Here is a 23,614-nt window from a genome sequence, read left to right as displayed (position 1 = left end):
CGGAACCGGCCTGCTTTGGACCTATGTTCTTCACGTGGGGATGACCGCGCCAAAGAAAAGGGGTGGACTGAACATCAATGCGCCCCTCAAGTCGCCGCCCGACGCATGGCTGGGGTGGCGGAATGTTCGGGTAATAATAAACTCCATTAACCGAACATTTACTCACCCCCTTCTGCTGCATGGTTTTCATCCGCGCGGGTTAAGGGTAGTGTGACGCCGCGCTGAAGCTGGGATTTGCTGCATGAGCCTGACATCTTTGATGGCCGACCGACTTGCCCATGGCCGCCCGATCCGGGCGGGCGTGATCGGCGCCAGCAAGTTCGCCACCTTGTTCCTGGCTCAGGCTCGCCATCTGCCGGCCCTGCACGTGGCAGCCTTGGCCGATGTCAACCCGGAACGCGCCCATACCGCCCTGGCCCTGGCGGCTTGGCCGCCGGCCAAGGCGGTGGCCCGCTCGCTGGCCGACGCCATTGACAGCGGCGGCACCTGGGTGACCGGTGACCCCATGAGCCTGTGCGAACAGGAAGGCCTGGATGTCCTGTTCGAGGCCAGCAATGACGCGCCACGGGCCATTTCCCATGCCATCGCCGCCATGGAATGCGGTATCCACGTGGTGATGGCCAGCATCGAGGCCGATTCCCTGGCCGGCCCCTGGCTGGCCGAGCAGGCGGCACGGCGCGGAATCCTCTATTCCCTGGCCTATGGCGACCAGCCCGCCCTGATCTGCGAATTGGTGGATTGGGCCCGGGCCTGCGGTTTCCAGATCGCCGCCGCCGGACGCGGCATGGCTTGGAAGCCGGGCAACGAAGTCATCACCCCCGATACCGCCTGGACCCATCTGGGACTCAGCCCTGAACAAGCCCGCGCCAGAGATCACGATGCCACCGGCGTCACCGCCACCTTGGACGGCACCCGTGCGGCGCTGGAACTGGCATCGGTCGCCAATGCCACATTACTGGAGCCGCCACAGAGCGGGCTGGCCTTCCTGCCCTGCGGCACCCATGACTTGCCCCACGTCTTCCGTCCGCAGCACGATGGCGGACGGCTTCCCCAGGCCGGCATGGTCGAGGCGGCGTCGTGTCTGGAGCCCGATGGTCGCGCCGTGGCCGGCGCCTTGCGCTGGGGGGTTTTCGTCACCTTCACCAGCCCGGCCAGTCATTCCACCCGCTCCTTCGCCGAATTTGGATTATTAACCGATGACAGCGGCAGCTATGCGGCCCGCTGGCGCCCGCATCGTCTGGCCGGGCTGGAAGCGGCGCTGTCGGTGATCAGCGTCTGCCTGCGTGGCGAGCATACCGGCTGCCCGCGGGCCTGGGTCGCCGATGTGGCGGCCATCGCCAAGCGCAACCTGAAGCCCGGCGATATCCTGGACGGCATCGGCGGCCATACCGTGCGCGGCATCTTGTTGCCGTCCAGCGCCAGCGTCACCGGCAATCTGCTGCCCGTCAGCCTGTCCCAAGGCGCGGTGCTGAAGGCCCATGTCGCCGCCGGTCAGCCCATCGCCTTAAGCCAAGTGGATTTGGGACAAGCCTGCCAAGCAGTGCTGGATATCCGCCGCCAGATGAAAACGCCGTAAAGCCTTGTGATACGACTTTACGCATATACGGATTGCTACAATTCGTAACTTTCCATCATCACCATGGAAGGGTACGACGGATGCAGGAAGATGCATTCCAAGAGGTTCTTTAAAAATGCGAAACCACGCCTGCGCCATCGCCGCCATTCTGACCGGGATGTCGGCATTTTCCGCCTTCGCCGCCGATCCCGCCCCAGCGGTTTCAGCCCCCAACGTCAAGGTGGATGTCATGGGCGGCGCCCTGAGCGGCGGCCCCGCCATCTTGGGTGGCGCGACCTTTACCGCCCCTCTGGGCCATGATTTCGGCGTTCAGATGGACGGTGCCTTCGGCATGGCCGATCAGGATTTGCGCGGCGGTATGGCTGTCCACCTGTTTTATCGTGATCCGACCAGCATGCTGCTGGGCGTGACCGGCATGTGGTCGAACATCGCCGGCCCGCACAAGGATGCGAAATCCAATATCCGCCGCGTCGGCGCCGAGGCGGAATTCTACTTCGACGATTTCTCCATCCTGCCGTCGGCGGGTGTGCAGAACGACCACGCCGACACCACCGGTTACGCCAATCTGGGCGGGATTTATTACGCCACCCCCAATCTGGCCCTGGGCACCAGCGTTTCCGGCGTCGCCAACAGCCGGGCCATCCAAGCCGGCTTCGAGTACCGTCCGGATTCGTGGACCAACACCTCGTATCTGTTCGATACCGGTGTGGGCAACCAAGGCGCCGCCTTTGTCCTGGCCGGCATCCGGTTCTCGTTCGGGGCCCCGTCCAAGACCTTGCAGCAGCGTGACCGCTACGACGATCCCGGCAACATCGTCACCTACATGAACACGGTGGGTTCGGCGGCTGTCACCACCAAGACCGACCACATCCCGACCCCGACCGCGGTCGCCGTCGCCCCGCCGACCTAACCACGGCCCCAGGAAACCGGCCCCCGACGGATGTCGCGGGGCCGGTTTTCATTTCAGACCTCGCCGCCCCAGGGCGGGTCGGGCAACACCTGGAACAGGTTGCGCAGGCCCTCGCCCCACATCTGCCCCAGTTTCTGGAAATAGGGATCGTCCTCGCCGATGGTGTGGTGCAGGCCGACCTTGAACTCGTCCTTGTGATAGACCAGCAGATCGATGGGCAGCCCCACCGTCAAGTTGGAACGGACGGTGGAGTTGAGCGACAGCAACGCGCATTTGGTCGCCGGCATCAGATCGAGCTTGCGCGTCACCACCCGGTCCAGGATGGGCTTGCCGTATTTGGTCTCGCCGATCTGGATGAAGGGGGAATCCTCGCCGCATTCGATGAAATTGCCGGCGGCGTAGATCATGAACAGCCTGGGCGCCTCGCCCTTGATCTGGCCGCCGAAAATCAGCGACAGGGCGAAATCGGCGCCATGTTCCTTCAAATGCTTGGCGTCGTGGCCGTGCACTTCGCGCACGTAAGATCCCACCACGCGGGCGGCGTCGAACATGGTTTCCGCCAGCAGGATATTCTTCTTCGGGTCGTCCGATTTGGTGCCCTGGTCCAACAGCGTCGACACGAACTGGGTCACCGCCAGATTGCCCGCCGACAGCATGACCAGCACGCGGTCGCCGGGCTTTTCCCACACCCGCATCTTGCGGAAGGTGGACACATGGTCCACCCCGGCATTGGTGCGTGAATCGGACGCGAACACCAGTCCCTGATCCAGGGACATGGCCAAACAATAGGTCATCGATATTCCCCTGCGGCGGTCAGGCCGACATCAAGAAGTCTTCGTGCAATCGAGCACTGAGATGGTTGTTGGCGGTGATGAAATCGCTGATGAAGGCAGCTAGGCCCTTGTCCAGCAACTCATCCAGCTTGCTCCAGTGCAAGCGGGCCTGCAACGCCCCGGTCATCCGGGTGCATTCCAGATCCGGCCCCAGCGCTTCCAGTGACTTCAAGGCAAAACCCAGGCACGATTGCAGCGACCTGGGCATATCGTCGCGCAGGATCAGCATATCAAGCGCATTGGTCTGCTTGGGTTCGTCGCGATAGACGGTGCGATAGGCCTTGAGCGCACTGACCGAGCGCAGCACCACCGCCCAATGCACATGGCCGAACGGATCGGAACCGGCGCCGCTGGGCGAGAAGCCGCCCAAGGGCACGCCGATCAGGCGCGCCGTGTTGTCGGCCCGCTCCAGCGCCGTGCCCAGGCGCAGGAAGTGATAAGGCTCGTCGCGCAGCATGACGCCGTCGACAATGCCGCGGAACAGGTGCGAGCGTTCGCGCACCCATTCGCAAAAAGCGATCAGGCCTTGTTCGCGCAGGCGGGGGCCGTCCATGGACTTGACCTCCAGCCAAGTGGCGTTCATGGCTTCCCACAATTCGTTGGGGATGACCGAACGCACCGCATGGGCGTTTTCACGCGCCGCCCTGAGCGCCGCGTAAATCGAGGACGGATTGGTGGAATCCAGCACGGTGAAGCTGACCACATTGACGGCGGAGGCTTCGCCATAGCGGGCGTTGAAGGCCTTCTCGCCGCCGGCGATGGACAGCACCGAGCGCCAGAAGGCGTTGCGGTCACCGCTGGCCGACAGTGCGGTGCGGTTGGCGACGTCGAGGAAACGGGCAATGTTCTCGGCCCGCTCCATGTACCGGCTCAACCAGTACAGATGTTCAGCGGTACGGCTCAGCATGGGTCGTTCTCCAGCACCCAGGTATCCTTGGTTCCGCCGCCTTGCGACGAGTTGACCACCAGCGACCCTTCGGTCAGCGCCACACGGGTCAAGCCGCCCGGCACCAGAGTGACGGTTTCGCCGGCCAGCACATAGGGACGCAAATCCACGTGCCGGGGCGCGATGCCCTGCTCGACCAGGGTCGGCACCGTCGACAGCGCCAGGGTCGGCTGGGCGATGTAATTGCTGGGATTGGCCAAGATGCGCAGGCGGAATTCCTCGATCTGCGCCTTGGTCGAGGTCGGTCCCACCAGCATGCCATAACCGCCGGCGCCCTGCACTTCCTTGACCACCAGTTCGCCCAGATGCTCAAGCACGTATTTGCGGTCGTCGTCGCGCTCCAGCCGCCAGGTGGGAACGTTGTTGAGGATGGGTTCCTCGCCCAGATAAAAGCGGATCATCTCGGGGACGTAGGTATAGGTGGCCTTGTCGTCGGCAACGCCGGTGCCGATGGCGTTGGCCAAGGTCACCCCGCCATTGCGGTAGACGTCGAGCAGGCCGCGCACGCCCAAGGTGGAATCCGGGTTGAAGGCGTCGGGGTCCATGAAATCGTCGTCGATGCGGCGATAGATCACGTCGACGCGCTTGGGACCACGGGTGGTGCGCATCCACACCAGACCGTCGGAGACGAACAGGTCGCGGCCTTCCACCAGTTCGATGCCCATCTGCTCGGCCAGGAAGGCGTGCTCGAAATAGGCGGAATTGTAGTAGCCCGGCGTCATCATCACCACGGTGGGGTCGCCCTTGCACTTGGCCGGCGCCACCGAACGCAGATTCTTGATCAGGATATCCGGATAATCGTCCACCGCCGCCACCCGGTGGCGGGCGAACAGGTCGGGGAACAGGCGCATCATCATCGCCCGGTTTTCCAGCATGTAGGAAACCCCGGACGGCGAGCGCAGATTGTCCTCGAGGACATAAAAATCGTTCTCGCCGGTGCGCACCAGATCGATGCCGGCCACGTGCACATAGACGTCGCGGGCCACGTCGATACCCATCATCTCCTTGCGGAACATGTTGTTGGTCAACACGTGTTCCTTGGGGATGATGCCGGCCTTCAGGATATCCTGGCCGTGATAGAGATCGGTCAGAAAAGCATTGAGCGCGCGCACGCGCTGGCAACAGCCGGTGGACAGATGCTTCCATTCCTTGGCGGCGATGATGCGCGGAACGGTGTCGAAGGGGATCAGACGCTCGGTGCCGTCCTGGTCGCCATAAACGGCAAAAGTGATGCCCAGACGCCGGAACAGCATGTCGGCTTCTTCGTGCTTGCGGCGCAGCAGATCGGGCGGCAGCGACAGCAACCAGTTTTCATAAGTCCGGTAAGGAGCGCGAACGCCGCCGGCCTGGGACTTCATTTCATCGTAGGCCATTCCCTCTCCATTCCTTGTTATCACTGTCGATAGACAGCCATGCAACCGGCGTGCCTGGGAAAAACCATTGTCCTTCAAGGGCTTTAGGGGTGTGCGCAACAAAGCCATGCGCAATCAATGATCTTTCGGCTCAATTCTTAGGCAGCACTTTCAGAATTCTTATAAAGCTCGCATCCATTTGGGCCGAAGTCCACCGCCCATACTGACGGCATGGTCGATCTGGGCCAAGACGCGGGCTTTATCCTTGGGCAGGGTCCCGGCCAAAGGCAAAGCGTTGCTGGCGTGGTTGGAACGGAAAATCACCGGGCTGGGCGGGTCGAGCCGCTCCACCAGCCGGCGCATTTCCAGCAGGATGGCCGCATCATCCTGCCACTGGAACGGCTCGCCGAATTTGTCGAAAAAGCGGTCCTCGACCTCGTCGGCCAACCGCAATTGCAAGGTGGACAGAAAGGTCACCGGCACCTTGTTGATCAGATCCGCCGTCTCGTCCATGTGCTGCTGCCAATGGGCTTGGCCGCCCAGGCCGGTGATCACCGTAGCCGACACCTTAAGCCCGGCCTGGGCCGCGCGGGCCAGACCGTCGTGCATCTGCTTGGCATTGCCCTTCTTGATTTTTTTCAGCAAAAAGTCCGAGCCGCTTTCGATACCGACATAGACCAGCGACAGCTTCTTGGCCTTGAGGAACTGAATTTCAGCGACGCTTTTGCCCAGCAGATTGAACGGCGTGGCGTAAGCCGTCACCCGTTGCAGGTTGGGGAAGGTCGCCGCCAGACGGTCGCAGATGGCGGCCAGATGATCGGTGGGCAGGTTATAGGCGTCGCCATCGGCCAGAAACACCCGATGGGCATCGGGCCAAACCAAGGCGGCGGCGGCGATGTCGTCGTAGACGGCATCCAGATCGCGGGCGCGATATTCCTTGACCTTGTACATGGAGCAGAAGGTGCAGCCGTTGAAACGGCAGCCCAACGTCGCCTGGATGATCAGATTGTCGCCTTCCGACGGCGGCCGCCACAGGGGGAAATCGTAATCCAGCACAATGGAACCCTTTGACCAATCAGGGTGAAATTTCGTCGATCATATCAGGTAAACGGCAAATCAGCAGCGGCACGAACGTGGTCACCGTCTCGAGCACCCGTGACATGCGGATACCCAGGTAATCATGAGCCATGATGTTGCTCATACCGACGACAAAGGATTGCGCATCGCGAGCGTAATCCAGCATATCGGCAAAACAGGCGGCAGGGTCACGCTTCACAACAAGACCAGTTCGGACAGCACTCGGGATGCTGACGGGGGCGCAGGACTTCACGCTCGACCAGATCGACTTGCAGCCCCAGCGCATCGCTGAGCTCTAATTGCAGCCTGGTATAGGCGATCAAATCCATATCGTCGCGCTGTTCACCGCGCACGTACGAGCCGAACACCATGCCCGACAGAGCCACCGGACAAAACCCACCTCACACGGGATAAGCTCCATCAATCCTGACATTCCGGGCTGGGATCGGGCCTTTTATCGCGCATGGTCACCAGTTCCTCGGCGGCCGTCGGGTGGATGCCGATGGTGGAATCCATCTGCGCCTTGGTCACCCCGCATTTCAGCGCCACGGCGAAACCCTGAACCATTTCCGCCGCATCCGGCCCCAAAACGTGAATACCCAAAACCTTGTCGGTGGCGCGCTCGACGATCATCTTCATCAGCGTACGTTCGTCGCGGCCCGACAGCGTGTTCTTCATGGGTTTGAAGCGCGACACATAGACATCGATGGCGCAGCCGCACTTGGTACGCGCCTGTTCCTCGGTCAGGCCGACGGTGGAGATGGTCGGCATGGAGAACACGGCGGTGGGCACGTTTTCGTAATCCACAGTGGTCGGATTGCCCAGAAACAGAGTCTGCACCAGGGCCATGCCCTCGGCCAGGGCCACCGGCGTCAGGTTCATGCGGTCGGTGACATCGCCGATGGCCCAGATGCTGGGCACCGAGGTATGGGAAAACTCATCCACCACGATGGCGCCGTTTTCATCCATCTGCACGCCCACGTCCACCAGACCCAGGCCACTGGTATTGGGGGCGCGTCCGGTGGCGTACATGACCAGATCGACGCGCAGGGTTTCGTCGCCCGACAGCCGCAGATCATAGCCACCCGCCACCTTTTCAATGGACAGCACCTGGGTTTCGCGCCGAAGGTCAATGCCCTTGGCCACCAGGGCTTCATCCAGGGCGGCGCGGATGTCCTGGTCGAAGCCGCGCAACGTCGCCTCGCCGCGCAGGACTTGCGTCACCTTGACGCCCAATGCATTGAAAATACCGGCGAATTCCACCGCGATATAGCCGCCGCCGACAATGACCATGGATTTGGGCAATTGCAGCAGGTCCAGGGCCTCGTTCGAGGTGATGGCGTGCTCGATGCCGGGAATCTTGGGCAAGGACGGGCGTCCGCCGGTGGCGATCAGGATGTTTTCTGCCGAATAGCGCTTGCCCGCCACCTCGACGGTGTGGGCGTCGACGACCGTGCCACGGCCTTCCAGCACGGTGACGCCGGAATCGCGCAGGATGCGGTTATAGACGCCCTCCAGCCGGTTCAATTCAACGTTCTTGGCGCTGACCAGCCGGCCCCAGTCGAACGACACCTCGCCCACATCCCAGCCGAAACCGGCGGCATCGGCGATGTCCTCGGCCATATGGGCGCCCATGACCAGCAGCTTTTTCGGCACGCAGCCGCGCATGACGCAGGTGCCGCCGACCCGGCTTTCTTCGGCCACCGCCACCCTTTTGCCCAGCCGCGCGGCCATGCGCGAAGCGCGCACCCCGCCCGAACCGGCGCCGATGGTGACAAGGTCGAAATCAAAACCGGACATGGAAAATGCTCCCGCTGACGACAAGCCCCCAGCCTAGCATAGCGCCATGGCCGGCGACAGACGGATGGTCACCACCGTCCCCTGCCCCGGCTGGCTGGCCAGGGCCAAGGTGCCGCCATGCAACTCGATGAAACGCTTGGCCAAGGGCAAGCCCAGCCCGGTCCCCATATTGCGTCGGCTCAGGTGGGAATCGATCTGGACGAAGGGTTCCAACACCCGGTCGATATCTTCCGGCCTCATGCCGATACCCGAATCGGCGACCTTGATCCAACTGCCGCCGTCATCGCGGCCCAAGGACAGAATGACATGACCGCCGGCAGGAGTGAACTTGACGGCGTTGGCCAGCAAGTTGAACAGAACCTGCTTCAGCCGCAGCGGGTCGACCAAAGCATGGCCAGGATCGCCATCCACCTGCAGGCGCAGTTCGAGACGGTGGCGCATGGCCTTTTCCGCCATCAGCCGGATCACCTGCTCGGCTAAAGGCGTCAGCGGCAGCCGTTCGGGCGCCAGGTCGAAGTGACCGGCCTCGACCTTGGACAGGTCGAGGACGTCGTTGATAATGGACAAAAGGTGCGTGCCCGATTCCCAGATGGCCTGGACGTATTCAGCGTAAAGCGGATTTTCCACCGGCCCCATCACCCCAAGGCGCATGGCGTCGGAAAAACCGATGATGGCATTCAAGGGTGTGCGTAATTCATGGCTCATATTGGCCAGGAACTCGCTTTTGCAGCGGTTGGCCTCTTCCGCCTGGCGGCAGGCCGCCTCGGCTTCGGCGGTGCGGGCGGCAACACGGTATTCCAACAGATCGTTGGCCTGCCTGAGCGCGGTTTCCGCCCGGCGACGCTGGGTGATGTCCTGACCGACGATGACGATACCGTCATCATCGCTCAGCGGCGCCAGATTCCACGAAATGATGTGCTGGCCCAGCACCGTTTCGCGATCGCGCACCTGCCAGCCCTTGCGCACCTCATCCAGCCATTGATCGAAGCGATCGCCGTCTTGGCCCACCCGATTGCTATCCAGGATAGTGCTCCAGGCCCGACCGATGGCCGCCGCCGCCGACAGACCGAACATGCGCTCGGCCTCACGGTTGAATTCGCGCACCCTTCCATCGGCACCGACGACGACGATGATGCTGGCGGCGGCCTCGACCAGGGAACGGAAGCGCGCTTCGCTGGCCCGCAGAACCGCCTCGCGCCGTTTCCGGTCGGTGACGTCGCCGATGGACCCGACCATACGGGTTGCCACACCGTTTTCGTCGCGGACCGCCAGACCGCGCGACAAAATCCAGCGGTATTCGCCATTGCGACCGCGGACCCGATATTCGCATTCAAAGTGGTCGGTTTGGCCTTTGAGATGCTGGACCAGGGTGGATTGATAGGGCACCCGGTCATCGGGATGCACCATCTTCAGCCAATCGTGCGAGGTGGTGCGCACGGTTTCACCGGAAAACCCCAAAATGGCCAGCAAGCGGGCGGACAGATACAGTTCCTTGGTGATCGGGTTCCAGTCCCACAGACCCTCGTTGGGGCCGCGCATGGCCAGGGCATAGCGCTCTTCGCTTTCACGCAGGGCGCGGGTGGTGGCCATCAGCGCGTCACGGGAGGCATTGGCCTCTTTTTGCGCCAGTTCCAACTCGCTGATGCGCGACCGCAAGCGACTGAGAACCGCACGCCGCTTGAAAGGCACGCTCTCGGGCCCAGGCTTGATTCGGAGCCGGTTGTTCGCCACGCGCACTCCCCTGTTACCTATTCTTTTTTGGTAATACCTATTCCTCTTACTGTGGGTTCATCCTGGGATAAGAACAAGGGGAGCGAAGGTATGATTCGCTCCCCTTTCCGGGAGTGGGACGCGTCGCCGTTCAAACTAAATACGAAAAGTCCAGGCGGTCATGGTGTCCACCGCGTTGCGCCCGAACTGGGCTTCCACATAGGAGACCAATTCGCTCACCGTCTCCTCCACCGACTTGCCATCGGTATTCAGGGTCAATTCAGGATTTTCCGGCGCCTCATAGGGGGCGGAAACGCCGGTGAAATCGATGATTTCGCCCTTGCGTGCCTTTTTGTACAGACCCTTGGGGTCGCGGCGTTCGCATTCATCCAAGCCGGTGGCGACATGGATTTCATGAAAGGCCTCGGGATCAATGGCACGCACCCGGTCGCGGTCGGCGCGATAGGGGCTGATGAAGGCGGTGATCACCAGCATGCCGGCCCGGGCGAACAGATGGCCGATCTCGCCGACGCGGCGGATGTTTTCGCTGCGGTCCTCGGGGCTGAAGCCCAGATCGCTGCACAGGCCGTGGCGGACATTGTCGCCGTCCAACGCGTTGACCTGCCAGCCCTTCTGGAATAGGCGGCGCTCCAGTTCCATGGCGATGGTCGACTTCCCGGCACCCGACAGGCCGGTCAGCCACAACACACCGCCCTTGTGACCATTGGCCCGTGCCCGGGATTCCGAGGTCACCTGATGATCCACATGGAAGATGTTGCGGTTGTCCATGGCGGCACCGACGATGCCGCCGCCGACGATATCGTAGCCGTGCACCAGGACGAAGCGGCCCAGCCGGGCGTTGTCGCCGAAGGTGTCGAAGGCCATAGCCCCGCGTGAACGGAACACCAGTTCGGCCACGGCGTTGCGACCGACCTGGGCGCCCTGGTGACTGCCCAGATCCTCGACGTCGATGACCTTCTCGATGGCCGCCACTTCCACGTGATATTCGGCGGTGGCCAGCTTCAGCTTGAGGCGGTCGCCCAAGGCCAGCGGGTCGCGGCCCAGCCAGAACACGCGGGCCCGGATTTCATGGGCCAAGGCCGGGGCGGCTTCGGCCAGATGGGCCACTTGACCGCGCTCGACGAAAATGGGCTCGTCCAGGGTGACGCCCACCGACTGGCCGGCACCGGCACTGAGCACGGTGATGTCGGACCCGGCCCAGCCTTCGATGCTGGCGACGCGGGCCGACTTGCCCGAGGGCGAGAAGGTCAGGCGGTCGCCCACCTTGATGCGCCCGCTTTCGATGCGGCCCGAGATGATGCGGCGGCTGTCGAACTTGTAGACGTCCTGCACCGGCAGGCGCAAAGCCAGATCGGTAGCGACGGCAGCGGCAGCGAAACCATCCAGCGCGCCGATCACCGACGGCCCCTTGTACCAGGCCGACTTTTCCGAAACGGCGTTGATGTTGTCGCCACCGCGCGCCGACACCGGCACCACATGGGTGGGGGTGACGCCGATGCCGCCCAGATAGGCGCGGATTTCCGCTTCCACCTCCTGGAAGCGGGCTTCCGACCAATCGACCAGATCCATCTTGTTGACGGCGACGGCGATCTGGGTCAGGCCCAGGAGGTGCAGCAGATAGCCATGGCGGCGGGATTGTTCCTGCACGCCTTCATGGGCGTCGATGACCAGCACGGCGGCTTCGGCGGACGCGGCGCCGGTGATCATGTTCTTCAGGAATTCCTTGTGGCCGGGGGCATCGATGATCAGCACCGGACGGTTGCCGGTATGGAACCGCAATTGCGAGGTGTCGATGGTGATGCCCTGGTCGCGTTCGGCCTGAAGCGCATCCATGACGAAGGCCCATTCGAACGGCATGCCGCGCTTGTCGCAGACTTCCTTCAGGTACTCGACCTTGCCTTCGGGCAGGGCGCCGGTTTCGTGCAGCAGACGACCGACCAGGGTGGACTTGCCGTGGTCCACATGGCCGACGACGACGATCTTGAGCGGAGTGTTGGACATGAGTGTGTCGTCCCTTGCTTACATATAACCGGCGGCGCGCAGCCGCTCGAAGGCGTCTTCGGATTCCTTGTCCTGGGCGCGACCAGCGCGCTCGGACGTCTTGGTGGTCTCCAGTTCCTCGACGATCTCGTCGACGGTGGACGCGGTCGAGGCGATGGAGCCGGTGCAGGGCGCGCAGCCCAACGAGCGATAGCGCCGCCCGTTCTTGGAGAAATAGAGATCGACCACCGGGATGCCCTCGCGGGCGATGTAACGCCACACGTCCAACTCGGTCCAGGCCAGCAGCGGATGGATGCGCAAGTGGGTGCCGGGGGCGAAATCGGTCTTGAACTGGTCCCAGAATTCCGGCGGCTGGTCGCGCACGTCCCATTCGTTGGTGTCGTTGCGCGGGCTGAACACCCGTTCCTTGGCCCGCGTGCCTTCCTCGTCGCGGCGGATGCCGGCGATGACGCCGGTAAAGCCGTGTTCGGCCAAAAGCGCCTTCAGCCCTTCGGTCTTCAAGGCCGAGCAGCAGGTGACCCGGCCTTGGTCGGGGTGCATGCCGGCCTCAAGCGCCGCCTTGTTCTGACCGATGATCAGGGGCAGCTTCCAGTCCTTCGCCACCCGGTCGCGGAATTCGATCATTTCCGGGATCTTGTAGCTGGTGTCCACATGCAGAACCGGGAACGGCACATGGCCGAAGAAAGCCTTGCGCGCCAGCCACAGCATGACGTTGCTGTCCTTGCCGATGGACCACAGCATGGCGATCTTGTCGAGCCGGTTGAAGGCTTCGCGGAAGATGTAGATGGATTGGGCTTCCAGTTGGTCGAGGTCGTTCATCATTTTCTTTCCGTCAGATCCCGGCGCCGTCGCTGCCAAGGACAAGGGTATGAATTCCACATTCGGTCTTGGCGCTGCCGGCCCAGCGCCCGGCGCGGGCCGATTCGCCCGGCTTGGTCGGGCGTGTACACGGCCAGCAACCGATGGAGCGATAGCCCTGCTCGACCAGCGGATGGGTGGGCAGGCCACGGCTGACAAAGGCCTTTTGTACGTCGTCCTCGCTCCAATTGGCCAGCGGGCTGATTTTGACCACCTCGCCCGACACCTGGACGGTGGACAAGGCTTGGCGATCGAAGCCGTGGGCTTGCTTGCGTCCGTCGATCAGGCCGGCATACCCCTCGACCGCACGGGCCAGCGGCAACACCTTGCGCAAATAACAGCAGCGGTCATGGTCGGTGCGCCACAGATCCTCGGCCTCGGTCAGGTCTTCCGATGCCGGACGCACCACCACCACATTGGTCAACCCCAACTGGCGCTCGAGCCGATAGCGGTATTCCAGGGTTTCGTCGAACAACTCACCGGTATCGAGGAAAACCACCGGAATGGACGGATCCACCTGAGCCACCAGATCCAACAGCACGGCGGATTCGGCCCCGAACGACGAGGTCACCGCCACCTTGCCCGGAAACACCTGATGAGCGATGACCTCGATCAGATCCTTACCGGACAGGTGACCGTAAGCAGCGCTGTAATCCACGTGGCTCATGGCACCGCCCCCAGCAAGGCGTTGATGTCCCCCACCTCGGCCACAGCCGGAACCGGGGCGGCGATGGCCTCGGCGACGCTGTCCAGCAGATAGGCTACCGCCTCGCGATAGGTCTGGGCATCCTGCGCCTGGGCCTTATCCGCTTGGCCCACCGCCTGGGCGATGACCGGGGAATCGGCCCATACCTGCGACACCTGCGACAGCAGAGCGCCGACGGCAATGCCGTCCTCGGTGACGATGCCACGGGCGTGCAGCAGGCGCCGCAGGGCAAAGGCCTGAGCGTCGGCGGCAGTATCCCGAGCGGTATCATGCAAACCGGCGATCAGGTGGCGGTCGGTGGAAATCAGGGCATCGTCGGCCAGATCGGCGTAGCACAAATCCATGGCGAAGGGGGCGGCGCACTCGCCCTTGGCTTGGGGGGCGCCGGGGAAATCCACCGCATCGCCCCAATCGACGAACAGGCCATCGGTGGCACCGGCATCCAGAGGCGCCAGAATGGCGGCGATGCCGTCCTGGCCCAATCGTTCAGCCCAGGCACGCACGCTTTCACCGCTCTGACGCCCTTGCGCCAGGGCCTGACGCAGCAGGGCCAAAGCCTGGTCGGCCAGCTTGGCCGGAATGGTCGGGCCGCCCAAGCCAACCAGGCCGGCATTGGCGTCGCCGCCGAAATGCAATTGGTAATGCGGGGTGGCGCGGCCCTCCACCTTCTTGGCGGCGCCGTGCAGGCCGAAATCGGCCACATGGTGCAGGCCGCAGGAATTCTGGCAGCCCGAGACATGGACGCTGAGACCCTTGGCCAACGGATCGTTGAGGGCGCTGGCCAGGGCCTGACGGGCGAAGCTTTGCGAATTGGTGATGCCGATGCGGCAGGTGGTGGTGCCGGGGCAGGAAATCACCGTCGGCGCCTGTTCCGCCGAGGCGGGCACCTGCAAGCCGATGGCGGTGACGCCGTCGACCACCGCCGCCACCTTGTCGGCGGCAACGCCCAGGAACACCAGATTCTGTTCACGGGTGGCGCGCAGATCGGTGACCCCGGCGGCTTCGGCGATTTCGGCCAGACGGTCCAACTGGTCCGACGACAAGATGCCCAGGGGCACCAGCACCGACACGGCGGTGCTGCCGTCATGGGCGGAGATCAGGCCGACCGGAGCGCGGGACACCGGGGCTTCCAGGGCGTCGCGCCATTCCAGACCGGTCCACGGACGCTGGGGCAACTGACGCACGCGCTCGAATTCCTCGGCGAACAGGGTGCGGAACTTTTCCTCGCCGAAACGCTTGACCACGAACTTGACCCGCGACGCATTGCGGTTGCGGCGGTCGGAATAACGCTGGTGCAGACGGGCCAAAGCCTCGATCACCGCCGGCAGGTCGGTTTCAGCGACAAAGGGCAGAACCTCGATCGCCGCACGCGGCTGGCTGCCCAGACCGCCGCCGGCCAGGATGCGAAAACCGCGCTGGCCGTCCTTATCGATGGCGATCAGGCCCAGATCGTGAATGGACGAATGACCGCAATCGGTGGCGCAGCCCGAGACGGTGAATTTCAGCTTGCGCGGCATGTTCTGCACCAGCGGATGGCGCAGCCAGGCGCGGGCCAATTGATCGGCCACCTTGCCGGCATCCACCAGTTCCCGCGGGCAGGCGCCGGCCAGGGCGCAGGCGGTCAGGTTGCGGATGGTGTTGCCGCAGGCTTCGCGGGTGGTGATGCCGTTGGCATATAGCAATTCCAGCAGAGCGGGGCTTTGATCCAGCGGTACCGAATAAATCTGCACGTCCTGGCGGGTGGTCAGATGGGCATCGCCCTGGGCGTAAGTGCGGTTGGCCTGACCGATGGTGCGCAGCCACGCTGGCGACAGCCGCCCACCGGGGATCTTGATGCGAACCATCTGCACGCCCGGCTGCTTTTGGCCGTAGACGCCGAAACGCAGGCGAAAGGCGGTGAAACGCTCGGCATCCCACTCGCCCCGCTGATGTCGCGCCAGGGCGGCCCGGTATTCGCTCAGGTCGGCGTCACGCACCAGCGGCTCGGCCAGGACCGGATCGGTGGGGATGGCATCCAACATTTCAGGCACCCTTTCTTTATTCACACCACATCATGTGTATGTCATACTGTGATTTACGAAATACCACGCCATAATCTACAAAACAACAGTTTTTTGTGTATATTAATACCATTTACCACTAGATTATACGTATAAAGGAACCGCCATGAGCACCTATTCCGGCGACATCTCGCCCCGTGACAGCTGGGAAAAGCTGAAATCCACCCCCGAGGCCCGTCTGGTCGACGTCCGTACCCAGGCGGAGTGGCAGTTCGTCGGCTTGCCCGATCTGTCGTCCCTGGAAACCCAGCCCGTCTTGGTGTCGTGGCAGATTTTCCCGACCATGACCAAGAACGACGCCTTCGCCCAGCAATTGGCGGCCCAGGGCATCGGCACCGAGACACCGCTTTTGTTCCTGTGCCGGTCGGGCGTGCGCTCGAAGGCGGCGGCGGAACTGATGACGTCGCTGGGATACAAGGAATGCTGGAATATCAGCGACGGTTTCGAGGGACCGCTGGACGAATCCCGCCATCGCGGCTCCCAGGGCGGCTGGAAAGCCCAAGGCCTGCCCTGGCTACAGGGTTGACCCTAGCTTAAGTGTTGCACAACAGACGCAGTGTCGCGGCGCCGTCACCATGGGGCCGCGACAACCGTTGACTTAAATTACGTCAAGCCCGATACCCATGCTGAGGTGAATTCGGTCCGAGTAGAAAACCTTGTCTTTTATCCGTCCGCTGTACGTTGCTGCCGCCCTGGTCCTGATACCGGGGCTTTTCTGCGCCGATGCCAGGGCCTCGATCGCCGCCCGCTTGGCCGAAGACAGCGCCGTTATTCAGGTGGGGGAACACCCCCTGGAAAGCGACCTGATCCGCGCTTTCTACAGCGAGCGGGGCTTCAAGGCCGCGTGGTCGGGCGAGGCGCGCCCGCGCGCCGACAAGCTGCTGGCCCAGATCCAGGCGGTCGCCGCCGGCGAGGGCTTGCGCCCACAGGCCTATGTGGTGCCGGACATCAACAACGCCGACGACCGTGACCTGCTGATTTCGGAAACCCTGGCCCGCTTTGCCCGCGACCTGTCCATCGGTCGCGTCGCCCCCACCCGTCAGGTCGGCGGCATGGGCGCCGAGATTCGACCCAAGCTGGACGGCACCGCGATCTTGCGCGAGCTTGCTGCCGGGCGCGAATTGGCCGCCACTCTGATCCCGGTGCAGCCGGCTTATGCCGGCTATCACCGCCTGAAGGTCGCCCTGGCCCGATACGAAAAACTGGCCGCCGATGGCGGTTGGTCGGTCATCCCCGACGGCCCATCCATCAAGGCTGGTATGGAGGATGCGCGCCTGCCCCTGGTGCGCAAGCGTCTGATCGTCACCGGCGAGCTGGCCGCCAGCCAAAGTCAGGGCAACACCCTGGATGCCCCATTGATCGAGGCGGTCAAGCGGTTCCAGGGCCGGCACGGCATCGATCCCGACGGCGCCATCGGCAAGCAGACCTTGACCGCGCTCAACATCAGCGCCGAGGAACGCGTCCGTCAGGTGGCCGCCAATCTGGAACGCTGGCGCTGGATGCCGCGGCGACTGGATTCAACCCATATCGCCGTCAACCTGCCCGCCGCCCATTTCGAACTGGTGCGCGAGGGCCGCATCGACATGGCCATGCGGGTTGTCGTCGGCGATATCCAGCACCAGACGCCGACCATGGCCACCACCATGACCTCGGTGGTCATCAACCCCACCTGGACGGTGCCGCCCTCTATCGCCACCAAGGAAATCCTGCCCAAGCTGCGCAAGGATCCCGGCTATCTGGCCAACAACAACATGCGCATTCTCGATGCCTTCGACGGTGACTTTGAAAAATCGCAGGGATTGGGCATCGACTGGTCCAAATATTCCAAGTTTCCCTATCGTCTGCGGCAGAAGCCCGGCAGCGACAATGCCTTGGGCCAGGTCAAATTCAACCTGGACAACGGCGACGACATCTATCTGCACGACACGCCCAAGCGGCAGTATTTCGGTCGTATCTTCCGTGCTCTGTCCCATGGCTGCGTCCGCCTGGAACGCCCCACCGACCTGGCCAAGCTGCTGCTGCCGGCCCAGGCCGACAAGCTCGATGAGTGGGTGCTCGACGACACCACCCGCACGGTCAAGCTGGACAAGCCGCTGACCGTTTACCTTATGTATATGACCGCCTGGTCCGACGAAGACGGCACCGTACATTTCCGTGAAGATTTGTATGGGCATGATTCGCGCCTGAAAACAGCGTTAAAGCGCCGGCAGCAGCCGCCTCAGCCGCAGGTCAGCCAGGAACCCGTCAAGAAGTAATGTGCGTATCTTTCCTTGATTCCGGGTTGACTCCCCACCCCTGGGCGATGGTATGAGTCTCCCCCGTCAAGAGGGGGAAACGCATGAACCAGGACCGCACTGGCGATCAGACCCTATCGCGCCGCATGTTTTTGGGCGCGGGTATCGGTGCCGCCGCCACGCTGGCGTTGACTTCGCCGCTGGAAGCCGCCGTTCGCGCCATGCCGGAACGTGCGCTCAACCTGTACAACATCCATACCGGCGAATGGGTCAAGACGGTCTATTGGGCCGATGGCCGCTATATCGCCAAATCGTTGTCGCAGATCAGCCGCCTGCTGCGCGATCACCGTTCGGGTGATACCCACCCCATGGACCCGCGGCTTCTGGACCTGATGGCCGCCACCCACCGCCGCCTGGGGGCCAAGGGCGCCATCCACATCGTGTCCGGCTATCGCTCGCCCACCACCAATGCCATGCTGGCGGCAGCCACCGACGGGGTCGCCCAAGGCAGCCTGCACATGAGCGGCAAGGCGGTGGACATCCGCATCCCCGGCGCCACCACCCGGGTGGTCGGTCGTGCCGCCAAATCGCTGAAGGTCGGCGGCGTCGGCACCTATCCCGGTTCCAAATTCGTGCATCTGGATACCGGGCGCGTCCGTTTCTGGTAATTCGTCGCCGTGAAAAAGTCCCTCGGCTTTGCCTCGCCAAGGCGGTAAAACGTAAAAGCGAAAAATAGGCGCAAGGCGCCGCCCCAAGCCTATTTTTCTCCGCTTCAAACAACGGGAAAAAGTACACTGAGCGCAGCGAAGGACTTTTTCACGAGTAACTAACTCAGCGCCCTTCCAGCAGGGGGCGCATGGCCTCGATGGCCTGAGCCAGACGCTCAGGCGGGACCGAGCGCAAATCCATGCCCATCCAGCCCGCCGGCAGCTCGAACATGCGTTCGTCCACCTTGCCCAAACGCAGGTTGCTCAAGGCCGTCGCCACCTCCGACCGACGGCCATTGCTTTCCGTCACCGTTCCCTCGGCCTTCATCATCACGCCGTCATTGGCGAACCAGGCATGGCCGTCGAAACGGCTGCCCTTGGGGCCGTTGCCGACCACCTTGTAACGGGTGGTCCTGATACCGGCGACCACATCGGAGCCCAGGCGGGTGCGCTCCACCGTCAGGGTGTCGATACCGCCGGCCAAGACGCCGACGGCGCTGAAGGCCAGGCCCACATACCAGCGTCCCGACGGCTTCAACAGATAGGCGCTGTTGGTGTCGCGGCGCAGGATCACCGCCTGCCCACCATCCTTGGTCGAGAAATCGCGCCGCTCTCGCCCCGGTGCGTGCCAGACGCTGCCGTGATAGGTGCCCTTGTCGCCGCTGACGGTGAAATCGGCGGTGAACGACACCGCCGCATCCAATAGGTCAAGCGCCCGCTCGGCCGCCGCCGCCGGCAGCACCATGACCAAATTCAAGACTAATCCGACGCATAAGCCCGTGATCCGCATGTCTCACCCTTTTTGCCCTGGCGGCTAATCCTATGAAACCCTATCGCCCACCGCCGCCGCGCGTTAGCATGTATGGCACCAACCCGCCGACAGGGAAAGGCTTCCCGCCTCGATGATTGCCCATTCCGTAGCCGATCAGCTTCGCCAGATCGATCGTGCCGTCACCACCCTGACCCGATCCACCGAGGCCTTGCTGCGGGCAACCGACGAGAAAACCCTGCTGGAACACATCTGCCGCATCGCCGTCGAGGTGGCAGGGTTCAAGCTGGCCTGGGTCGGTTATGCCCAGAACGACGACGCACAATCGGTCATCCCCATGGCGGTGGCCGGCTGGCGCACCGATTACGTCGATGAAATCGGCGCATCCTGGGGCGAAGGCATCCGTGGTCACGGCCCCATCGGCAACGCCATCCGCACCGGCGTCACCCAGATCACCGTCGATACCGAAACCGACCCCCGCTTCGCCCCCTGGCGCGAATCGGTGCGCAAGCACGGCTTCCGCTCGTGCATCGCCCTGCCGCTGGCGCAGGTGGCCGAACGTATCGGCGCCCTGGTCATCTACGCCGGCGAGCCCGACGCCTTCGATGCCGACATCGTCCGCCTGCTCGAGGATCTGGCCCGCAACCTCAGTTACGGCATCGGCACCTTGCGCATGCGGGTGGAACACGACCGGGCGGTGCGCGAACTGGCCGAAAGCGAGGAACGCTACCGGTCGCTGATCGAGCTGACCCCCGACGCCATCCTGGTCCATTCCATGGGCGAGATCCTGTTCGCCAATCCTGCCGCCTTGCAGGTGTTCGGCAACGGCCTGTCGTCGCTGGTGGGCGAATCCATCCTGCAACTGATCCCGCCGGAAGAACACCCCATCCTGATCGAGCGCTTCACCCGACCGCCGCCCGGACGGGTGCGGGCGGAACATCAGATGATCCGCCTGGATGGCAGTCTTTTCGACGCCGAAGTGGTGGCCACCACCATCACCTTCCACAGCCGCCCGGCCCGCCTGCTGGTGATCCGCGACATTTCCGACCGGCGCGAGGTGCAGGAACAATTGGTGCAGACGGCCAAGCTGGCCACCTTGGGCGAAATGGCCGCCGGTCTGGTGCACGAATTGTCGCAGCCCCTCAACATCATCCGCCTGACCGCCGAGGGGGCGTTGCTGTTCATCGAACGCGGCAAGGCGACACCGGAATGGCAGGCTCAGCAATTTCATCTGATCGCCGACCAGTCGCAGCGCACCGCCGAAATCATCGACGACATCCGTATCTTCTCGCGCCGCGACAATTCCCCCATGCAGGTGTTCGACGCCATGTCGGCCACCCGCTCGGCCATGGCGGTGCTGGAAGGCCAATTGCGCCCGGACGAGATCACTCTGGTCACCCGCCTGCCCGACACCCCCATCCCGGTGCGCGGGCGACGAGTCCAGTTGGAACAGGTGATCATGAACCTGTTGTCCAACGCCCATCACGCGCTGAAGGAAAAGCGCGAACACAATGGTGGGGGCAGAGCCTGGGCAGCGGAGATCGCCGTCACCGCCCGCCAGGACGGCAACCGCCTGACCATCCGCGTCGCCGATAACGGTCCGGGCATCCCACCCGCCGTGCGCGCCCGCATCTTCGAGCCGTTCTTCACCACCAAGGAAGCCGGGCGCGGCACCGGTCTGGGCCTGTCGGTCAGCTTCGGCATCATCAATGCCATGGGCGGGCGACTGGAACTGGACAATACCGGCCAAGGGGCCTGTTTCGTCATTTCCCTGCCCATCGATGCCAATGACGAGCCCCAGGAAGTGCCGCAATCCCCCCCGCAGACCTGCCCCATCGACGCCCATATCATGGTGGTGGACGACGAAACCACCGCCACCGAGACCCTGGGCCGCTATCTGACCGAAATGGGCTATCGCGTCACCTTGTGCGGCAGCGGCTCCGAGGCGCTGACCCGCTTCCGCGACGACCCCGCCGACGTGGTCATCACCGATTTGCGCATGCCGTCGGGCGGCGGCGAACAACTGGTCGAGCAATTGCGTGAATACGACCCGCTGCAACCAATCGTCATCGTCACCGGTCACCTGGGAGCCACCGAAAGATTGGCGGAAAACCTGCAAGACGACCGCTGCGCCGTACTGAAGAAACCGGTGGCCTTGGGTAAATTGGGCGAGATCATCGCCACCTTCCTGTTGCCGCCCGGCGACGAAGAATTTACCCAAACTTGATGGTTGCCATTGTTCTGGACCCATTGACCCTCTATGCTTTGGCATTATTGATGCGGTCCGACGGGCGGGACGTAAGGAGCGTGTGATGCAAATACTGGTCGCCGATGACCATAAGCTGGTGCGGGACGGACTGAAGCCGTTTCTGCATGAACTGGATGCCTCGGCCGAAATTCTGGATGCCGCCAATCTGGGCGAAGCCCTGAGCGTCGGTGCCACCGCCCCGTCCCTGGGCCTGATCCTGTTGGACCTGATGATGCCGGGCATGGATGGACTTAAGGGGCTGGAAAGCGTCCGCAAGCAATTCCCCAACGTTCCCGTGGTCATCGTCTCCGGCTTCTCCACCCGCGAACACGTGGTCGCCGCCGTTCAGGCCGGCGCCTCGGGCTTCATCCCCAAAACGGTCAGCGGCACCGCCATGGTCAACGCCTTGCGGCTGGTGCTGTCGGGGGAAAAATACCTGCCGTCGTCCAGTTTCTTCGAGGACGTGACGGTGCATATGCCGATGATGCCCTTGCAGCAGCGCCCGACCCGCACCGGCGAAATCCCCGCCCCCTTCGACAAATTGTCGCGCCGCGAATCCGAAATCCTGGCGCTTTTGGTGGAAGGCCGCACCAACAAGGAAATCGCCATCGCCCTGGAATTGCAGGAAATCACCATCAAGGTGCACTTGCGCAACGTCTATCGCAAGATCGGCGCCGCCAACCGTGCCCAGGCGGTCCGCATCGCCATGTCGTCGGGCTGGGCCGCCCCCCTGGTTCTGGCGTCGGGCTGACCGGCCTCACTCCCCCCTTGCCTTGACCGCGTTTCTAGAGGATTGTTGCGCCCTTCCGACGCCAGGGGCAGGAGCAATGGCAAGCGTTTATCTGGGTTTAGGCACCAATCTGGGCGACCGCCAGGCCAATCTGCGCATCGCCGTCGATGCCCTGGCCCGACTGGGCCGGATTGGCGACCAATCCCGCCTTTATGAAACCGCGCCGCTTTACGTCACCGACCAACCCGCCTTCCTCAACATGGCCGTGGCCCTTGCCACCGATCTGGCACCGCTGGATCTGCTGGCCCGCTTGAAGGGCCTGGAGCAGGAATTGGGGCGGGTGGCGTCACGCCGTTACGGCCCGCGCCTGATCGACCTGGACATTCTGCTTTATGACGACGTGGTGCTGGACCATCCCGACCTGACCATCCCCCACCCCCGGCTGTGCGAGCGGCGCTTCGCCCTGGCGCCCTTGGCCGACATCGCCGACACCGTCCTGCATCCGCGGACCGGCATCACCATCGGGCGATTGCTGGCCGACCTGCCCGTTTCCGCCGACGATCAGGTGATCGTCGCCGCCCAATCCCTGACCTGAAAGAGACTTTCCATGTTCGCAAAGCACGGCGACGCCAAGATCTATCGCATCCTGGTCCGCGATCTGGTGCTGAAATGCCTGATCGGCATCCACGCCCACGAATTGCTGGCGCCGCAGCGGGTGCGCATCAACGTGGAAATGGCCGTACTGGAACAGGCCGGCCCGATGTCCGACGATATCGCCAACGTGGTGTCTTACGAGGACGTCATCGAAGGCATCAAACGCCTGCTGGCCGAAGGCCACATCAATCTGGTGGAAACCCTGGCGGAAAAGATCGCCGCCCTGTGTCTGGTGGATGAGCGGGTCCGTTCGGTACGCATCCGAGCCGAAAAGCTGGACGTCTATGCCGAAGCCGCGTCGGTTGGTATCGAGATCGAACGCCGGCGCGACTAATGCAATAAAAGGCAACATCCATAAGTATAGGCCCCATATCCAATAAATTGTGGCCTTGCCACAACTAAAGCGGCCCCGCACAATGACT

22 protein-coding genes are annotated in these 23,614 nt (G+C 63.2%); 9 read left to right on the top strand and 13 right to left on the bottom strand.

From position 1 onward, the window contains the following. Positions 1-241 precede the first annotated feature (241 nt). Together MGMSRV2_RS02470 and MGMSRV2_RS02465 are read left to right on the top strand one after the other, a co-directional pair. On the top strand, positions 242-1,576 hold the full coding sequence (locus MGMSRV2_RS02470) for an SAF domain-containing protein (RefSeq protein ID WP_024078738.1): 1,335 nt from the start codon (positions 242-244) through the stop codon (positions 1,574-1,576). Between the two features lie 115 nt (positions 1,577-1,691). Beyond that, positions 1,692-2,486 carry a hypothetical protein gene (locus MGMSRV2_RS02465; protein WP_024078737.1) on the top strand — a complete coding sequence of 265 codons (795 nt, stop codon included), beginning with the start codon at positions 1,692-1,694 and terminating at the stop codon, positions 2,484-2,486. Between the two features lie 53 nt (positions 2,487-2,539). On the opposite strand, the gene MGMSRV2_RS02460 is transcribed toward MGMSRV2_RS02465, so the two are convergent. The 12 genes from MGMSRV2_RS02460 to MGMSRV2_RS02410 form a co-directional block, all read right to left on the bottom strand. Next, positions 2,540-3,280, bottom strand: coding sequence for a proteasome-type protease (locus tag MGMSRV2_RS02460; protein WP_024078736.1), 741 nt, complete (start codon positions 3,278-3,280; stop codon positions 2,540-2,542). A 19-nt stretch (positions 3,281-3,299) separates the two neighbouring features. Next, positions 3,300-4,226 carry an alpha-E domain-containing protein gene (locus MGMSRV2_RS02455; RefSeq protein ID WP_024078735.1) on the bottom strand — a complete coding sequence of 309 codons (927 nt, stop codon included), beginning with the start codon at positions 4,224-4,226 and terminating at the stop codon, positions 3,300-3,302. Continuing rightward, complete coding sequence (locus MGMSRV2_RS02450; protein WP_024078734.1) at positions 4,220-5,638, bottom strand: circularly permuted type 2 ATP-grasp protein; 1,419 nt, start codon at positions 5,636-5,638, stop codon at positions 4,220-4,222. Before MGMSRV2_RS02450 ends, MGMSRV2_RS02455 begins: the two co-directional genes overlap by 7 nt. 159 nt (positions 5,639-5,797) lie before the next feature. Then, on the bottom strand, positions 5,798-6,673 hold the full coding sequence (locus tag MGMSRV2_RS02445; protein ID WP_024078733.1) for a radical SAM protein: 876 nt from the start codon (positions 6,671-6,673) through the stop codon (positions 5,798-5,800). Positions 6,674-6,692: 19 nt separating this feature from the next. After that, a complete protein-coding gene (locus MGMSRV2_RS20925; RefSeq protein ID WP_144084262.1) occupies positions 6,693-6,893 on the bottom strand; it encodes a ribonuclease HepT family protein in 201 nt (66 codons plus the stop codon). Next, positions 6,883-7,080 carry a nucleotidyltransferase family protein gene (locus MGMSRV2_RS02440; RefSeq protein WP_024078731.1) on the bottom strand — a complete coding sequence of 66 codons (198 nt, stop codon included), beginning with the start codon at positions 7,078-7,080 and terminating at the stop codon, positions 6,883-6,885. Before MGMSRV2_RS02440 ends, MGMSRV2_RS20925 begins: the two co-directional genes overlap by 11 nt. 34 nt (positions 7,081-7,114) lie before the next feature. After that, positions 7,115-8,494 carry a glutathione-disulfide reductase gene (gene gor / locus MGMSRV2_RS02435; RefSeq protein WP_024078730.1) on the bottom strand — a complete coding sequence of 460 codons (1,380 nt, stop codon included), beginning with the start codon at positions 8,492-8,494 and terminating at the stop codon, positions 7,115-7,117. A gap of 33 nt (positions 8,495-8,527) precedes the next feature. Continuing rightward, entirely contained in the window at positions 8,528-10,183 is a 1,656-nt protein-coding gene (locus MGMSRV2_RS02430) for a PAS domain S-box protein (protein WP_144084261.1), read from the bottom strand. A 177-nt stretch (positions 10,184-10,360) separates the two neighbouring features. Beyond that, positions 10,361-12,226 (bottom strand): adenylyl-sulfate kinase, encoded by a 1,866-nt coding sequence (cysC, locus tag MGMSRV2_RS02425; RefSeq protein ID WP_024078728.1) that lies wholly within the window; start codon positions 12,224-12,226, stop codon positions 10,361-10,363. A gap of 18 nt (positions 12,227-12,244) precedes the next feature. Continuing rightward, positions 12,245-13,045 carry a sulfate adenylyltransferase subunit CysD gene (gene cysD, locus MGMSRV2_RS02420; RefSeq protein ID WP_041633952.1) on the bottom strand — a complete coding sequence of 267 codons (801 nt, stop codon included), beginning with the start codon at positions 13,043-13,045 and terminating at the stop codon, positions 12,245-12,247. Positions 13,046-13,058: 13 nt separating this feature from the next. After that, complete coding sequence (locus tag MGMSRV2_RS02415) at positions 13,059-13,751, bottom strand: phosphoadenylyl-sulfate reductase (RefSeq protein WP_024078726.1); 693 nt, start codon at positions 13,749-13,751, stop codon at positions 13,059-13,061. Then, a complete protein-coding gene (locus tag MGMSRV2_RS02410; protein WP_024078725.1) occupies positions 13,748-15,811 on the bottom strand; it encodes a nitrite/sulfite reductase in 2,064 nt (687 codons plus the stop codon). The genes MGMSRV2_RS02415 and MGMSRV2_RS02410 overlap by 4 nt, the downstream gene beginning before the upstream one ends. Positions 15,812-15,956: 145 nt before the next feature. Here MGMSRV2_RS02410 and MGMSRV2_RS02405 point away from each other — a divergent pair, with 145 nt between their 5' ends. From MGMSRV2_RS02405 to mepK, 3 genes are all read left to right on the top strand, one after another. Next, positions 15,957-16,376: a rhodanese-like domain-containing protein gene (locus MGMSRV2_RS02405; RefSeq protein WP_024078724.1), complete on the top strand. Its 420-nt coding sequence runs from the start codon at positions 15,957-15,959 to the stop codon at positions 16,374-16,376. 130 nt (positions 16,377-16,506) lie between these two features. After that, the gene (locus MGMSRV2_RS02400) at positions 16,507-18,105 is read left to right on the top strand and encodes a L,D-transpeptidase family protein (RefSeq protein ID WP_024078723.1); all 1,599 of its coding nucleotides are present in this window, start codon (positions 16,507-16,509) and stop codon (positions 18,103-18,105) included. Positions 18,106-18,188: 83 nt separating this feature from the next. Further along, on the top strand, positions 18,189-18,752 hold the full coding sequence (gene mepK / locus MGMSRV2_RS02395) for a peptidoglycan L,D-endopeptidase MepK (RefSeq protein ID WP_024078722.1): 564 nt from the start codon (positions 18,189-18,191) through the stop codon (positions 18,750-18,752). A 163-nt stretch (positions 18,753-18,915) separates the two neighbouring features. Here mepK and MGMSRV2_RS02390 read toward each other — a convergent pair whose 3' ends face one another. Beyond that, positions 18,916-19,548 carry a hypothetical protein gene (locus MGMSRV2_RS02390; protein ID WP_052588832.1) on the bottom strand — a complete coding sequence of 211 codons (633 nt, stop codon included), beginning with the start codon at positions 19,546-19,548 and terminating at the stop codon, positions 18,916-18,918. 145 nt (positions 19,549-19,693) lie between these two features. On the opposite strand from MGMSRV2_RS02390, the gene MGMSRV2_RS02385 reads away from it, so the two are divergent. The 4 genes from MGMSRV2_RS02385 (at position 19,694) to MGMSRV2_RS02370 (ending at position 23,526) form a co-directional block, all read left to right on the top strand. Next, positions 19,694-21,787, top strand: coding sequence for an ATP-binding protein (locus tag MGMSRV2_RS02385; protein ID WP_024078720.1), 2,094 nt, complete (start codon positions 19,694-19,696; stop codon positions 21,785-21,787). Positions 21,788-21,872: 85 nt separating this feature from the next. Next, positions 21,873-22,559 carry a response regulator transcription factor gene (locus MGMSRV2_RS02380; RefSeq protein WP_024078719.1) on the top strand — a complete coding sequence of 229 codons (687 nt, stop codon included), beginning with the start codon at positions 21,873-21,875 and terminating at the stop codon, positions 22,557-22,559. Positions 22,560-22,635: 76 nt separating this feature from the next. Continuing rightward, positions 22,636-23,133 carry a 2-amino-4-hydroxy-6-hydroxymethyldihydropteridine diphosphokinase gene (gene folK / locus MGMSRV2_RS02375; RefSeq protein ID WP_024078718.1) on the top strand — a complete coding sequence of 166 codons (498 nt, stop codon included), beginning with the start codon at positions 22,636-22,638 and terminating at the stop codon, positions 23,131-23,133. 12 nt (positions 23,134-23,145) lie between these two features. Beyond that, positions 23,146-23,526 carry a dihydroneopterin aldolase gene (locus MGMSRV2_RS02370; RefSeq protein WP_024078717.1) on the top strand — a complete coding sequence of 127 codons (381 nt, stop codon included), beginning with the start codon at positions 23,146-23,148 and terminating at the stop codon, positions 23,524-23,526. The last annotated feature ends 88 nt before the right edge of the window (positions 23,527-23,614 follow it).

Origin of the sequence: Magnetospirillum gryphiswaldense MSR-1 v2 (assembly GCF_000513295.1) — a bacterium.
In the GTDB taxonomy this organism is placed as follows: domain Bacteria; phylum Pseudomonadota; class Alphaproteobacteria; order Rhodospirillales; family Magnetospirillaceae; genus Magnetospirillum; species Magnetospirillum gryphiswaldense.
The sequence above is the reverse complement of the archived record's forward strand: the minus strand, read 5'-3'. Positions and strand labels throughout refer to the sequence as shown.